Below are 12,742 nucleotides of genomic sequence, written 5' to 3' on the forward strand. Positions count from 1 at the left end.
GTCGCTCACTTGCCCGCGACGATGCCTTCCGGCTCATCGCTCAGCCAGCGATAGGCGACGCCTCCGATGACGCCTCCGATCAGCGGCGCGACCCAGAACAACCAGAGCTGCTGAATGGCCCAACCGCCCACGAACAGCGCGGGACCGGTGCTGCGCGCCGGGTTCACCGAGGTGTTGGTAACCGGAATGCTGACGAGGTGGATCAGCACCAGCGCGAAGCCGATGGCGAGCGGGGCGAAGCCGGCCGGCGCTTTGCCATGCGTTGCACCCATGATGATGAACAGGAAGATCGCCGTCATCGCCACTTCTGAAACGAAGCAGGCCAGCAGACTATAATTGCCCGGAGAATGGTCGCCGTAGCCATTGGATGCGAAGCCGCCCGCAAGGTCGAACCCGGCCTTGCCGCTCGCGATGATGTACAGCAGGCCCGCCCCCAGGATGGCGCCGATGACTTGCGCGACGATGTACTGCGCGACCTGCCCCAGGGGAAAGCGACCGCCGGCGGCCAGCCCCAATGTAACAGCGGGATTGAGATGGCAGCCGGAGACGTGGCCGAGCGCGAACGCCATTGTGACGACGCTGAGGCCGAAGGCAAAAGACACGCCGAGCAGGCCGATCCCGACCTGCGGAAAGGCCGCAGCCAGAACCGCGCTGCCGCAGCCGGCAAAAGTCAGCCAGAATGTACCGATGATTTCGGCGGCATACTTCTTTGTATTCATGATGCGCCCCCTCCTGATTGCGGCAGGCGCATTAAATCGAGCTCAGTAAAGCCCGCGCGCCGAAAGCAAACTGCCGATCTCGTCACGCGAACGCGGCTCGGGCTGGCTGCTGACTGCGCGCGACCCGGCGTCCGCATAATTGCCGTTGCGATCATAGGAGACCGCGTGCTGGTTGCGCGCCAGCGTTCGCCCGTCCGAGCGCGAGCTGCGGGAGGCGGAAATTTCCGAGGTCGCGCCGACCGAGGCCACATCCACCGATGTGTTGCCGAGGGTATACGGCCGTCCCTCGGGCATCGGAACGTCGCCTCGTACCGACCGGCCCGAGTCCGAACCGCCCGGCATGTCGGGCACGAACGGTCTGGCCGATGCGATCCTGACCGTCGAGGGCGCAGGGGCTGGTTCGTTGGTCCGCAGCGTCGCGACGAGCTGGCGGTCGTCGGAGCCTTCGAGCGGCGCCCGGCCGACATACTCGACCCGCACGCGCGCGGTGCCATTGCGTTTGAAATCAAGCAGATCGGCGGCGCGGTTCGACACGTCGATGAGCCGGTTGCCGTGATACGGGCCGCGGTCGTTGACGCGAACGACGAGCGATCGGCCGTTGCTGAGATTGGTGACGCGGGCGTAGGACGGGATCGGCAAGGTCGGATGCGCCGCCGACAGCGACGCCATGTCGAACACTTCGCCATTGGCCGTCAGGCGCCCGTGAAAACTGTCGCCGTACCAGGACGCCAGCCCCTCGGCGCGATAGTTGGCATTCTCTTCGGGAACATAGGTGCGCCCGCCGACCACATAGGGCTTGCCGATTCGGTAAGTCCCGCCGCCCTTCGGCACCGGTTCTCCCATCGCGACGACACGGGGGCTGGATGAAACGCCGTATTTCGGGTCGACGCGGGCGAATTTGCCGGATTGCGCGCAGTTGGCGAGGACCAGACACGCAGCCGCAGCGGCAACTGCACGCGCAGCGCGGCCAAACGAATCTCGTTCGCGAATCCCCATAGATCCCCAAATACCATTGCCGTGGTCAGCTGCCCAATACGGACCTGCACGAGCCACGAGTCGCTGCCTGCCCACATCGGCACCGAACTTTGACCATATCGCAGAGCGATCACGGCGAAAATGGGGACGCCGGGCGGATGGTTAACAGCCGGCTACGAATTCGTGACATGCGAGTATCTTGCAAACGGCTCTCGCGATCGCGCAAGGCCGGCTTGCTTCGTTCGCAATTTGACGGAATGCTCTGTCGAACATCAGAGGAATTGCCCGTGACCGTCCCAGTGCTCGATCGTATCCAGGCCCGCAACGACCTCGCCTGGGCGATCGCCGTCGGGGGCATCGCCACCGTCGCGTTCGGCGCCCTGCTCTACACCTCCTGGCATTTCGCCGGCACGCTGTTTCTGATTTTCGCCGGCATTCTGTTCGGGGTGTTCCTCAATGCGCTGACCGACCTCGCCGGCAAGGTGGTCGGTGGCCCGCACGGGCTGCGGCTGGCGCTGGTGTGCTGCGTGCTGACGGTGATGTTCATCGGCGTCTCGGTGCTGGGCGGCAACACCATCGCCCAGCAGGCGACAGCGCTGTCGGGCACGATCAAGACCCAGATCGTGAACGTGAAAGGTTTTCTGGAGCGACAGGGCGTCGACACCAGCTTCATGGAGCTCAGCCATGTCGCCGCCGCCGCCAATCCCGGCGGTCCCGCCGCCACCGAGATTCAGCCGCCGCCGCAGCCGCGCAATCTGCCGAGCGCAGGCGACCTCGCCTCCGGCGGCGGCGCGATCGTCAGCCAGACGCTGAAACTGATTCTCGGCACCATCGGCGCGGTCGGCAACTTCTTCATCGTGCTGTTTCTCGGCCTCGCCTTCGCGGCGCAGCCCGGCGTTTACCGGCGCGGGCTGGAGCGGGTCGCCCCGCTGCGTTATCGGACCCAGGCCAGCGCCATCGTCAAGGACACCGGCGATATGCTGAAGCGCTGGCTGCTGGCGCAGCTCATCACCATGACGGTGGTGTTCGCGGTGACCGCGACCGGGCTGTCGCTGATCGGGATTCCCGGCGCCTTCATCCTCGGCATTCAGGCCGGTCTGCTCGCCTTCATCCCGACCGTCGGCGCGATCCTCGGCGGCCTGGTCATCGTGCTCGCCGCGATCGGGTCCGGCTGGTTCGCCGTGGTCAGCGCGTTCGTGCTGTTTCTCGGCGTTCACGCGCTGGAAAGCTACATCCTGACGCCGCTGATCCAGCGTCAGGCCATCGACATTCCGCCGGCGACGCTGTTCGCGATGCAGATCCTGCTCGGCATCGTGTTCGGGCTGTGGGGCTTGGCGATGGCGCTGCCACTGATGGCGATCGGACGAGTCGTGATCAACCATGTGCGCGCGGAAGGTCCGACCGCCGACATGGTCACCGCCGCGCCGCCGGCCGCGCTCGCCGCTAGCCCGGAATCGTGACCACCGTATCGGTGTGCTCGACCTCGGGCGGCGACGCGAAGAATCCGCTGACCAGTCCACGCCACTCGGTGAAATTCTCCGAACCGCGGAAATCCACGGTGTGGTTTTCCAGCGTCTCCCACTTCACCATCAGCCGGTAGCGCTGCGGCTTCTCGATCGAGCGGTGCAGCTCGAAACCGTGAAAGCCCCTGGAGCGGCCGAAGGCTGCGCCCGCCCTGGCGACGGCTGCTTCGAAGTCGGCCTCGCTGCCCGGCTTGACGTCGATCTGTGCGATTTCGGTGATCATGCGCTCGGCCCGTGTTGATTGTTGGGGCCAGCGTCATATCGCACTCCGCGCGGCAATTGAAGCCGACCCGCGCGGTACCCTGTCAGGCGCCGATGCTCATCGCGTTGCGGACGATGACCTGCTGGACGGGCTCGTGTCGCTGCGCCGCGCGGCGGCGGCCCTGCTCCAGCGACAGCGGCTGTTCAACAGTGGCGACCACGCGGTTGCGGCCGCCGCGCTTGGCCTGATACAGCGCGGTGTCGGCCGCGGCGAGCAGCACGTCGAGTTCGACATTCGCCGGCCCGCCGGCGACGCCGATGCTGACGGTGGTCGCGATCGGCGCGCCGTCGACTTCCAGGCCGCAGCCCTCGAAGGTTTCGCGCACCCGCTCCGCCGCGGTCATCGCCTCGTCGATGGAGCACGGCAACAGCGCCGCGAATTCCTCTCCGCCGATCCGCCCGCACAGATCCGACATCCGCAGCGACCCGGACACGATCGCCGCGAACAGCTTGATGACCTCGTCGCCCGCCGGATGGCCGAACCGGTCGTTGATCGACTTGAAGTGATCGAGGTCGAAGATCATCACCGTGACCGGCCGCCCGGCCGCGGCCTCGCGCTCGATCATCCGCGCTGTGGCCTCCGAGAAGCCGCGACGGTTGAACAGGCCGGTGAGCGGATCGAGCGCGGCCGCCGTCTTGTGGGCGCGCACGGTGCGCTCCGAGACCAGCATGAAGACCACGAAGACCGTGCCGATCGCGTACAGCACCAGCTCGATGGCGAAGATCAGCACCCAGATATTGCTGGTATAGGTGTTACCCTGCGTCGGCAGCAGTTCGGCGAGCACGATCGGCAGCATCAGCACGGCGCCGTGCAGCAGCGGCACCAGCATCGCCGGCCAGCGCCGCATCACGGCCTTGCGGCGCTCGGCGAACAATTCGTTCGCGGTCAGCGCGGCGTAGATCGCGACGATGCCGGCGCCGAGCGTCATCCGCACCGACGACGATTCCGGCGGCAGGCTGATCACCGCGGCGATCCAGGCGATCGCGCCGAGGACCAGGCCCGGCCAGTTCGGCTTGTGGCCGTGGAACACCCGCGCCGCGTTCCACATCATGCCGCAGGCGATGAAGCCCGCGCTCGCCAGCGACAGCACGGCGATGTCAGGCAGGAACGATCCGAGGACCTGCCATTGTGCCACGGTCGCCGCGCCGATCAGGTAAGCGGCCCCCCACCAGTAGAGCGCGGGGATTTTCTCCTGTCCGCCGAAGTAGAGAAGCATTCCCCCGAGCAGCGTGCAGATCAGCGTTGCGACCAAGAGCAACGTCGAAAAATCGAGCGACATGATGCGAACTACCCGGGACCAATCCAACTGGAGGGTTTGCAACGCTGCCGATGCGACAGAAGTGCCCCCTGCTGATCGCAATCTGGCTGCACCGCGTTGAGATCGCGTGTCCTCAACAGCTCGCTTTGGCAGCGAAGTTTCGAAAAATGCGATGAAAATTGACAGCGCGCCGTGGCCGGCGGACGGGCACAAAAGTCCGGCAAAACCAAAAAGGGCGCCCCGAAGGACGCCCTTTCCGATTGACGATGAAGCGGAGGATCAGCGCTTCGAGAACTGGAACGAACGACGGGCCTTGGCCTTGCCGTACTTCTTGCGCTCGACCACGCGGCTGTCGCGGGTCAGGAAGCCGCCCTTCTTGAGCACGCCGCGCAGCTCCGGCTCGAAATTGGTGAGCGCCTTGGAGATGCCGTGGCGAACCGCGCCGGCCTGGCCGGACAGGCCGCCGCCGGCGACGGTGCAGATCACGTCGTACTGGCCGGCACGGGCCGCGGCGACCAGCGGCTGCTGGATCATCATGCGCAGCACCGGACGGGCGAAATAGACCTCGACCTCACGCGAATTGACGGTGACCTTGCCGGCGCCCGGCTTGATCCAGACGCGGGCGACCGCGTCCTTGCGCTTGCCGGTGGCGTAGGCGCGGCCGAACTTGTCGACCTTCTTGGTGTAGGTCGGCGCATCCGGCTGGGTCGTCTTCAGCGCCGAGAGCTGGTCGAGGGACTGCATGGTTTCGGACATCTTATGCGGCCCTCTTGTTCTTGCGATTCATCGCGCCGACGTCGAGCGTTTCGGGTTGCTGGGCTTCGTGCGGATGTTCGGCGCCGGGATAGACGCGCAGATTGCCCATCTGCACGCGACCGAGCGGACCGCGCGGGATCATGCGCTCGACAGCCTTCTCGACGACGCGCTCCGGGAAACGACCCTCGAGGATCGACTTCGCAGTGCGCTCCTTGATGCCGCCGATGAAGCCGGTGTGGTGGTAATAGACCTTGTTGTCGCGCTTGCGACCGGTCAGCACCACCTTGGCGGCGTTGACGATGATGATGTTGTCACCGCAATCGACATGCGGGGTGTAGGTCGGGAGGTGCTTGCCGCGCAGCCGCATCGCAACCAGCGTGGCGAGCCGGCCGACCACGAGACCAGTGGCGTCGATAATGACCCACTTCTTCGTGACTTCGGCGGGCTTGGCCGAAAACGTCTTCATGAGATTAATCCATGACAGGGGGAAATTCGGCGCAGGCGCACCGGACTTGAGCTGGCTTGTAGATAAGCCGCTCGCCGTCGTCAATCCCCGTCCGCACGAGATTATTGTATTAAAACAGCATCTTATAAATATGGTGCTATATTACCCTTCGAAACCTCAAGCGATCGGAATGGAATAGGTCGAGGTGACATGGGCGATCGGATCGGGCGAGGTGCCCGACAGCAGCGTCACCTCGCCGACCGCAAGCCGCTTGCCGAGCTTGAGCAACCGCGCCACCGCGACCACGTCCTGCCCCGGCTGGCCCTTGCGCAGGAAATTGATGTTGAGATTGGTGGTGACCGCGAGCGCGACCGGGCCGATCGCCGACAGCAGCACCACGTACATCGCAAAGTCCGCCAGTGCCATCAGCGTCGGCCCCGACACCGTTCCGCCGGGACGCAGCATGCGGTCGCTGTAGCGCTGCCGCAGCAGGCTGGAGCGGCCATCCGCGGACTCGATGGAAATATCGCCGTGGCCGAAAGCCTGCGGAAACTCACGATTCAAAAAATTCTCGAGATCGGCTACGCTCATTCTCGCATGTGTCATGTGTTCCCGCCCTACTCTCGTTTTCGCCGGGTTTGTTACAATAAGGTGACGCCCGTTCCCAGCGCTGGATTGTCCTTCCGGAAGGTTTCATGACTGCCCTGCCCGCCTCTACGGCGAATTCTCCGTCGCCGATCCTGCTGCGCGAGACGATCGACGGGGGTGTCGCGGTGCTGACGCTGAATCGTCCGGCCGCGCGCAACAGCCTGTCACTCGAACTGATCGCGGACCTTCATGCCGCCCTCGACCTGATCCGCCGCGACGACGGCGTGCGCGTTGTGGTGATCGCCGCCAATGGGCCGGCGTTCTCGGCCGGCCACGACATGAAGGAACTGACCGCGCATCGCAACGACGCCGACCGCGGCCGCGCCAGCTTCAACCGGATCATGACCGCGTGCAGCGCGATGATGCAGACAATTGTGCTGCTGCCGAAGCCGGTGATCGCGGCTGTGCAAGGCGTCGCCACAGCGGCGGGCTGCCAGCTGGTCGCGAGCTGCGATCTCGCGGTCGCCTCCGAGCAGGCGACCTTCGCGACGCCGGGCGTCGACATCGGCCTGTTCTGCTCGACGCCGATGGTGGCGCTGACGCGCAACGTGCCGCGCAAGCACGCCATGCACATGCTGCTGACCGGCGAGCCGGTGAAAGCCGACGAGGCCCGCGCGATCGGACTGATCAATCGCGTGGTGCCGCACGGCACCGAACGCGACGCCGCGATCGCGCTGGCCGGGACCATCGCCAGCAAATCGTCGCACACCGTCAAGATCGGCAAGGAAGCGTTCTATCGCCAGGCCGAGTTGAATCTCGCCGACGCCTATCACTACGCCTCGCAGGTGATGGCCGAAAACATGATGGCGGAAGACGCCGAAGAAGGCATCGGCGCCTTCCTCGACAAGCGCAAGCCGGAGTGGAAAGACCGGTAATCACTTCGAAGCCGCCCCGTCATTGCGAGCGAAGCGAAGCAATCCAGGGCCCCGCAATCGAAGCTGGATTGCTTCGTCGCTTCGCTCCTCGCAATGACGGTCATCTGACATGAACCACGACGCCTATCCCGACAACTACATCCGCGAGATCCTCAGCGGCGTGAAGACCATCGCCGTCGTCGGCGCGTCGCCGCTCAACGTGCGGCCGAGTTACTTCGTGTTCAAATATCTCGCCGAGCGCGGCTACGACATGATCCCGGTGAATCCCGGCCAGGTCGGCAACAGCCTGCTCGGCAAGCCGTTCGTCGCCTCATTGCGCGACATCGATCGCCCGGTCGACATGGTCGACATCTTCCGGGCGTCCGCGCATGTGATGCCGATCGTCGAGGAGGCGCTGGCGCTGGCGCCGCTGCCGAAAGTGATCTGGATGCAGATCGGCGTTCGTAACGACGAAGCCGCGGCGCGCGCTGAAGCCGCCGGGCTGCGCGTGGTGATGAACCGCTGCCCGAAGATCGAATACGGCCGGCTGTCGTCGGAGATTTCCTGGATGGGCGTCAATTCGCGCACGCTCAGCTCCAAGCGCGCGCCTGTCCCCGTCAAGGGGATGCGGCTGTCGCTCGACCGCGCGAGCCTCGCCGGCGGCGATACCGCCGCTTCCGACCGCGCCACCCGCAATCGCGGCGAGACGTCCTGACGGCGCCTCGCCCGTCGCTGCACCTCGCTTGACCTTCCGCCGGGTTGCGCTCAGATAGCGCCAAACCATCAGCCAGCTCGACGGAGGGATCGACCATGACCGAACGCAGCCCGGGATTTGCCACGCTCGCGGTGCACGCCGGCGCGCAGCCCGATCCCACCACCGGGGCGCGGGCGACGCCGATCTACCAGACCACCTCCTTCGTATTCAACGACGCCGACCACGCCGCGTCGCTGTTCGGCCTGCAGGCGTTCGGCAACATCTACACCCGCATCACCAATCCGACGACCGCGGTCCTCGAGGAGCGCGTCGCCGCGCTTGAAGGCGGCACCGCGGCGCTCGCGACCGCGTCCGGCCACGCCGCGCAGCTCGTGGTAATGCAGCAATTGCTGATGCCCGGCGACGAATTCATCGCCGCGCGAAAGCTCTACGGCGGCTCGATCAACCAGTTCACCCACGCCTTCAAGAGCTTCGGCTGGAACGTGGTGTGGGCCGATCCCGACGACATCGACAGCTTCCAGCGCGCGGTGACGCCGAAGACCAAGGCGATCTTCATCGAATCGATCGCCAATCCGGCCGGCAGCATCACCGACATCGAGGCGATCGCCGAAGTCGCGCGTAACGCCGGCGTGCCGCTGATCGTCGACAACACGCTGGCGACGCCGTATCTGATCCGCCCGATCGACCACGGCGCCGACATCGTCGTGCACTCGCTGACCAAATTTCTCGGCGGACACGGTAATTCGCTGGGCGGCATCATCGTCGACGCCGGCACCTTCGACTGGTCGAAGGGCGGCAAGTATCCGATGCTGAGCGAGCCGCGGCCGGAATATCATGGGCTGAAGCTGCAGGAGACGTTCGGCAATTTCGCCTTCGCGATCGCCTGCCGCGTGCTCGGCCTGCGCGACCTCGGCCCGGCGCTGTCGCCGTTCAACGCCTTCCTGCTGATGACCGGCATCGAGACGCTGCCGCTGCGGATGCAGAAGCACTGCGAGAACGCCAAGGCGATCGCCGAATTCCTGTCGGCCCACAAGGCGGTGTCGGCGGTGAACTATTCCGGCCTGGCGTCGAGCAAGTACAACGCACTCGCCCGCAAATACGCGCCCAAGGGCGCCGGCGCGGTGTTCACCTTCAGCCTCAAGGGCGGTTATCAGGCCGGCGTCGATCTGGTCTCCAATGTGAAGCTGTTCTCGCATCTCGCCAATGTCGGCGACACCCGCTCGCTGATCATCCATCCGGCATCGACCACGCACAGCCAGCTCGACGACGCGCAGAAGACAGCGGCCGGCGCCGCACCGGACATGGTGCGCGTCTCGATCGGCATCGAGGACAAGGAAGACCTGATCGCGGATCTCGACGAGGCGCTCGGCGGCTGACGCCAAACGGCGCCCGGAGGCGGCGATGAGCGGCGGCCATCTCGAAATGCGCCGGATGGAGGCGCTGAGCAACACCGTGTTCGGCGTCGCCATGACCTTGCTCGCCTATCAGGCGCCGCGTGAAAAATTCGCCAGCGCCGATCCGCAATGGCGGGAGATCTGGCACCTCTACGGCGCCTTTCTGTCGACGCTGTTGCTCAGCTTCATCGTCGCCGGCATGTTCTGGTACAGCCATCAGCGCCGGCTCGCCTACGCGACCCACGCCGGCCGCGCCGAAGTTCTGCTGAACCTGTTCTTCCTGCTGTCGATCATCCTGCTGCCGGTGACCTGCGGGCTGTACGGCAACAATTACGACTCGCCCAACGTCACGACGCTGTACAGCTTCAATCTGTTGCTGATCGCGCTGTTCAACACCGTGCTGTGGGCGATCGCCGTGGCGCGGAAGAACGACTGGGTGATGCTGGCCACGCCGGCCTTTTCTCTGGTGTTGTTCTGCGCCGCGCTGGTGGCGTGCCTGATCGACCCGCATTCGCCCAAATACATCTGGCCGATCGCGTTTCTGTCGCCGTTCATCAGCGCCTATGTCGAACGGCGCCACAGGCCGAAATTTGATGGCGAAGCGCCTTAGCGGCACTTCCGCTCCGGATCAGCCGGGTTGCCCGATCGGCAGCGCCACCGCGCGCGCCACGTCTTTCGGCCGCGGCGCGGTCAGCCGTTCCACCTGCAGCACCGCCAAGGTTAGCACCACGATGCCGACGGCCTGATGGGCGAGCGCCAGACCGATCGGCGTCGCATGCAGCACCGTGAGAATGCCGAGCGCCGCCTGCAGCGACAATGCCGCGAACAGCCACAGCGCGCCGCCGGCCGCAGCTCCCGCGCGCGACCGCAGCGCGTCGATCGCATGCCATGCCGCCAGCGCCCACAGCGCATAGGCCATCATGCGATGGTCGAACTGCACGGTGAGGTGATTGTCGAACAGGTTCTTCCACCATGGCTGCTCGAACCACAGCCGTTCGGCGGAGGGGATCAGCGCGCCGTCGATCAGCGGCCAGGTGTTGAACACCCGTCCGGCGCGCAGCCCGGCGACCAGCGCGCCGAGGAAGAGCTGCAGCAGCGTCATCGCCAGCAATATGATCGCGGTGAATTTCAGCCGCGCCGCAGCCAGGACCGGCGGCTTGTCGCTGAGCCGTCGCAGCGTCCAGACGATCGCGGCGAAGATGATCAGCGCCAGCGTCAGATGGATCGCGAGGCGCACCTGCGACACTTCGGTGCGCTGCGACAGGCCCGACGCCACCATCCACCAGCCGACCGCGCCCTGCAGCGCGCCGAGCGCGAAGATGCCCCACAGCGCCCGCTTCCATTCCGGGCCGATCGCGCCGCGCCACAGAAACCACAGGAACGGCAGCAGATAGGCGATGCCGATCACCCGCCCGAGCAGGCGGTGGCTCCATTCCCACCAGAAGATGGTCTTGAACTCATGCAGCGTCATCCCGGCGTTGAGCTCGCGATATTGCGGGATCTGCTTGTAGCCGTTGAACGCGGCGTGCCATTGCGCGTCGGTGAGCGGCGGCAGCGTGCCGGTGACGGGCTTCCATTCGACGATCGACAGACCGGATTCGGTCAGCCGCGTCGCGCCGCCGACCAGCACCATCACCGCGATCAATGCCGCGACCAGCGTCAGCCAGATCCGGACGGCACGAACGCGAGATCTACGGACGGGGGAACGGTCTGGCTCCGCGGCAGCGGTCATAAAGCATACCTTGAACGGATTTTCGCGCCCCTTATAGTCGCGCCGTTCCCACGCGCAAGGCGTCGCGAGAACCTATCAAGTGCGTGTGATTTCGACATGAACATCCGAACCCGAAAACTGATTGGAACCATCGCGCTGCTGGTGCTCGCGATCGTATGGTCGCTGGTCGCGATGGCGATCGCGCAGGCGCCGGTGATCGCCGAATCCAAATGGCTGCAGATCGTCTATTACGTCGTCGCCGGGCTCGGCTGGGTGCTGCCGGCGATGCCGATCGTGACCTGGATGTCGCGCCCAGATCGTCAGTAACGCCGCCCGAGCCGGGTGGCGGCCCCGGGCATCACGCCGGACAAGACCACCCGCAATCCGCGCAGCGAGCTTCGCCGTCCGTCCCATGCGATCCGCGGCAGCATCTGCGGCGACGCAGTTCGCTCGATCACGCCCGGGATCGCTGTGACCGCGCTGGCAAAGCCGTCGTGCTCGACGATCCGCACGTCGCGCTGCGCAAAGCTGCCGCGCTCGCCATACGGATAGGCAAAGTGCGGCGCGTCGCGGCCGAGCGCCGCGCGCAGCACCGCCCGGCCCATCGCGATCTCGCGTTGCGCGACCGTGTCGTCGACATTGCCGAGCAGCGGATAGTTCACCGTCGCGCTGCCGATCGTGACCCTGGGATCGGAGGCGAGCCTCGCCACCTCCTCCCAGTTCATCACCGCGCTGCTGGTGAGCCGTGCGACGTCGACGCCATAACGCTTGCACAGATCGTGGATCGCAGCCGTCAGATCCGGCGGCGACAGCGCGCGCAACCAGCTCCCGAGGAAGTGGAACACCCGATACTTGTCGTCGGTCGTCGCGGTGTCGAAGTGGCGCTCGTTGTGATCGATCACCAGAGCGATGCGATCGTGACCGGCGATCACCTGCTCCAGCGCGAGCCACCAGGCTTCGCCGAGTCCGTCGGGAAACGCGGTCGGCAGATACACCGCGAACGGCGCGTCATGCCGGGCCAGCACCGGATGACCGAAAGTGATCAGATCGCGCGAGCCGCCGTCGAAGGTGAGGCAGACGAAGCGCCCGATCGCATCGGGCCGCGCCATGCGGTCCAGCACCTCGTCGGGCGAAATCACGTCGCAGTTCCAGCGCCGCAGCGCGCGTAGCAGGCGATCGAGCCACTGCGGCGTGATCTCGCGGCTGCGCAGCGGCTGGAATCTGTCCCTGCGCGTCGGCCGAACACGGTCGAAACGCAGAATGACACCACAACCTCGTCCGCCGAGTTGCGCGAGCCGCGCCAGGCCGCTGAAATAAGCAAGTTCCAGCCCTGCCGACGCCCAAAAACCGCTCGCTGACAAGGTCTGCTCCCGACGCCCGCGGCGCCCATCGCCGCGTTTCGCGCGGTCTCATTACTGTTTGTTGAGATTTCTTTGTAAAGGTCCGGACACGCTGAAAAGCGTAAAGATTCGTCTAAAGGAA

The 12,742-nt window shown here is 65.6% G+C and carries 15 protein-coding genes; 6 read left to right on the plus strand and 9 right to left on the minus strand.

Annotated elements, in window-relative coordinates; genetic code table 11:
• Window positions 1-5: 5 nt before the first annotated feature.
• Together aqpZ and ACTZWT_RS05120 are read right to left on the minus strand one after the other, a co-directional pair.
• Window positions 6-719, minus strand: coding sequence for an aquaporin Z (gene aqpZ / locus ACTZWT_RS05115; RefSeq protein ID WP_444768637.1), 714 nt, complete (start codon window positions 717-719; stop codon window positions 6-8).
• A gap of 42 nt (window positions 720-761) precedes the next feature.
• Window positions 762-1,715 carry a septal ring lytic transglycosylase RlpA family protein gene (locus ACTZWT_RS05120; RefSeq protein WP_444769203.1) on the minus strand — a complete coding sequence of 318 codons (954 nt, stop codon included), beginning with the start codon at window positions 1,713-1,715 and terminating at the stop codon, window positions 762-764.
• Window positions 1,716-1,981: 266 nt separating this feature from the next.
• Here ACTZWT_RS05120 and ACTZWT_RS05125 point away from each other — a divergent pair, with 266 nt between their 5' ends.
• On the plus strand, window positions 1,982-3,154 hold the full coding sequence (locus ACTZWT_RS05125) for an AI-2E family transporter (RefSeq protein ID WP_444768638.1): 1,173 nt from the start codon (window positions 1,982-1,984) through the stop codon (window positions 3,152-3,154).
• On the opposite strand, the gene ACTZWT_RS05130 is transcribed toward ACTZWT_RS05125, so the two are convergent.
• The 5 genes from ACTZWT_RS05130 to ACTZWT_RS05150 all read right to left on the minus strand — a co-directional run bounded on the left by ACTZWT_RS05130 (window position 3,138) and on the right by ACTZWT_RS05150 (window position 6,544).
• On the minus strand, window positions 3,138-3,440 hold the full coding sequence (locus ACTZWT_RS05130; protein ID WP_444768639.1) for an antibiotic biosynthesis monooxygenase family protein: 303 nt from the start codon (window positions 3,438-3,440) through the stop codon (window positions 3,138-3,140). The genes ACTZWT_RS05125 and ACTZWT_RS05130 overlap by 17 nt on opposite strands.
• An 82-nt stretch (window positions 3,441-3,522) precedes the next feature.
• The gene (locus ACTZWT_RS05135) at window positions 3,523-4,758 is read right to left on the minus strand and encodes a GGDEF domain-containing protein (RefSeq protein ID WP_444768640.1); all 1,236 of its coding nucleotides are present in this window, start codon (window positions 4,756-4,758) and stop codon (window positions 3,523-3,525) included.
• 258 nt (window positions 4,759-5,016) lie between these two features.
• Complete coding sequence (rpsI, locus tag ACTZWT_RS05140; RefSeq protein ID WP_322517187.1) at window positions 5,017-5,493, minus strand: 30S ribosomal protein S9; 477 nt, start codon at window positions 5,491-5,493, stop codon at window positions 5,017-5,019.
• 1 nt (window position 5,494) lies between these two features.
• On the minus strand, window positions 5,495-5,959 hold the full coding sequence (gene rplM, locus ACTZWT_RS05145) for a 50S ribosomal protein L13 (RefSeq protein ID WP_444768641.1): 465 nt from the start codon (window positions 5,957-5,959) through the stop codon (window positions 5,495-5,497).
• Window positions 5,960-6,115: 156 nt separating this feature from the next.
• Window positions 6,116-6,544, minus strand: a complete 429-nt coding sequence (locus ACTZWT_RS05150) for a PaaI family thioesterase (protein ID WP_444768642.1) — start codon at window positions 6,542-6,544, stop codon at window positions 6,116-6,118.
• 89 nt (window positions 6,545-6,633) lie between these two features.
• On the opposite strand from ACTZWT_RS05150, the gene ACTZWT_RS05155 reads away from it, so the two are divergent.
• From ACTZWT_RS05155 to ACTZWT_RS05170, 4 genes are all read left to right on the plus strand, one after another.
• Window positions 6,634-7,461 (plus strand): enoyl-CoA hydratase, encoded by an 828-nt coding sequence (locus ACTZWT_RS05155; protein WP_444768643.1) that lies wholly within the window; start codon window positions 6,634-6,636, stop codon window positions 7,459-7,461.
• Between the two features lie 109 nt (window positions 7,462-7,570).
• The gene (locus ACTZWT_RS05160; protein WP_444768644.1) at window positions 7,571-8,155 is read left to right on the plus strand and encodes a CoA-binding protein; all 585 of its coding nucleotides are present in this window, start codon (window positions 7,571-7,573) and stop codon (window positions 8,153-8,155) included.
• Between the two features lie 95 nt (window positions 8,156-8,250).
• Window positions 8,251-9,531, plus strand: a complete 1,281-nt coding sequence (locus ACTZWT_RS05165) for an O-acetylhomoserine aminocarboxypropyltransferase (protein WP_444768645.1) — start codon at window positions 8,251-8,253, stop codon at window positions 9,529-9,531.
• Between the two features lie 25 nt (window positions 9,532-9,556).
• The gene (locus ACTZWT_RS05170; protein ID WP_444768646.1) at window positions 9,557-10,159 is read left to right on the plus strand and encodes a TMEM175 family protein; all 603 of its coding nucleotides are present in this window, start codon (window positions 9,557-9,559) and stop codon (window positions 10,157-10,159) included.
• Window positions 10,160-10,177: 18 nt separating this feature from the next.
• Here ACTZWT_RS05170 and ACTZWT_RS05175 read toward each other — a convergent pair whose 3' ends face one another.
• Window positions 10,178-11,281, minus strand: a complete 1,104-nt coding sequence (locus tag ACTZWT_RS05175) for a COX15/CtaA family protein (protein WP_444768647.1) — start codon at window positions 11,279-11,281, stop codon at window positions 10,178-10,180.
• A 96-nt stretch (window positions 11,282-11,377) separates the two neighbouring features.
• Between ACTZWT_RS05175 and ACTZWT_RS05180 the strand changes: the two genes are divergently transcribed.
• A complete protein-coding gene (locus ACTZWT_RS05180; RefSeq protein WP_011441551.1) occupies window positions 11,378-11,587 on the plus strand; it encodes a DUF2842 domain-containing protein in 210 nt (69 codons plus the stop codon).
• Here the strand turns inward: ACTZWT_RS05180 and ACTZWT_RS05185 are convergent.
• The gene (locus ACTZWT_RS05185; RefSeq protein WP_444768648.1) at window positions 11,581-12,621 is read right to left on the minus strand and encodes a polysaccharide deacetylase family protein; all 1,041 of its coding nucleotides are present in this window, start codon (window positions 12,619-12,621) and stop codon (window positions 11,581-11,583) included. The genes ACTZWT_RS05180 and ACTZWT_RS05185 overlap by 7 nt on opposite strands.
• Window positions 12,622-12,742 lie beyond the last annotated feature (121 nt).

It is taken from the genome of Rhodopseudomonas sp. NSM (assembly GCF_052445935.1).
Classification (GTDB): domain Bacteria; phylum Pseudomonadota; class Alphaproteobacteria; order Rhizobiales; family Xanthobacteraceae; genus Rhodopseudomonas.

What these genes read in the sequence shown, in the direction of transcription:
- aqpZ (WP_444768637.1), bottom strand. Translation starts at nt 719, where the DNA reads ATGAATACAAAGAAGTATGCCGCCGAAATCATCGGTACATTCTGGCTG.
- ACTZWT_RS05120 (WP_444769203.1), bottom strand. Translation starts at nt 1,715, where the DNA reads ATGGGGATTCGCGAACGAGATTCGTTTGGCCGCGCTGCGCGTGCAGTT.
- ACTZWT_RS05130 (WP_444768639.1), bottom strand. Translation starts at nt 3,440, where the DNA reads ATGATCACCGAAATCGCACAGATCGACGTCAAGCCGGGCAGCGAGGCC.
- ACTZWT_RS05135 (WP_444768640.1), bottom strand. Translation starts at nt 4,758, where the DNA reads ATGTCGCTCGATTTTTCGACGTTGCTCTTGGTCGCAACGCTGATCTGC.
- rpsI (WP_322517187.1), bottom strand. Translation starts at nt 5,493, where the DNA reads ATGTCCGAAACCATGCAGTCCCTCGACCAGCTCTCGGCGCTGAAGACG.
- rplM (WP_444768641.1), bottom strand. Translation starts at nt 5,959, where the DNA reads ATGAAGACGTTTTCGGCCAAGCCCGCCGAAGTCACGAAGAAGTGGGTC.
- ACTZWT_RS05150 (WP_444768642.1), bottom strand. Translation starts at nt 6,544, where the DNA reads ATGACACATGCGAGAATGAGCGTAGCCGATCTCGAGAATTTTTTGAAT.
- ACTZWT_RS05155 (WP_444768643.1), top strand. Translation starts at nt 6,634, where the DNA reads ATGACTGCCCTGCCCGCCTCTACGGCGAATTCTCCGTCGCCGATCCTG.
- ACTZWT_RS05160 (WP_444768644.1), top strand. Translation starts at nt 7,571, where the DNA reads ATGAACCACGACGCCTATCCCGACAACTACATCCGCGAGATCCTCAGC.
- ACTZWT_RS05165 (WP_444768645.1), top strand. Translation starts at nt 8,251, where the DNA reads ATGACCGAACGCAGCCCGGGATTTGCCACGCTCGCGGTGCACGCCGGC.
- ACTZWT_RS05170 (WP_444768646.1), top strand. Translation starts at nt 9,557, where the DNA reads ATGAGCGGCGGCCATCTCGAAATGCGCCGGATGGAGGCGCTGAGCAAC.
- ACTZWT_RS05175 (WP_444768647.1), bottom strand. Translation starts at nt 11,281, where the DNA reads ATGACCGCTGCCGCGGAGCCAGACCGTTCCCCCGTCCGTAGATCTCGC.
- ACTZWT_RS05180 (WP_011441551.1), top strand. Translation starts at nt 11,378, where the DNA reads ATGAACATCCGAACCCGAAAACTGATTGGAACCATCGCGCTGCTGGTG.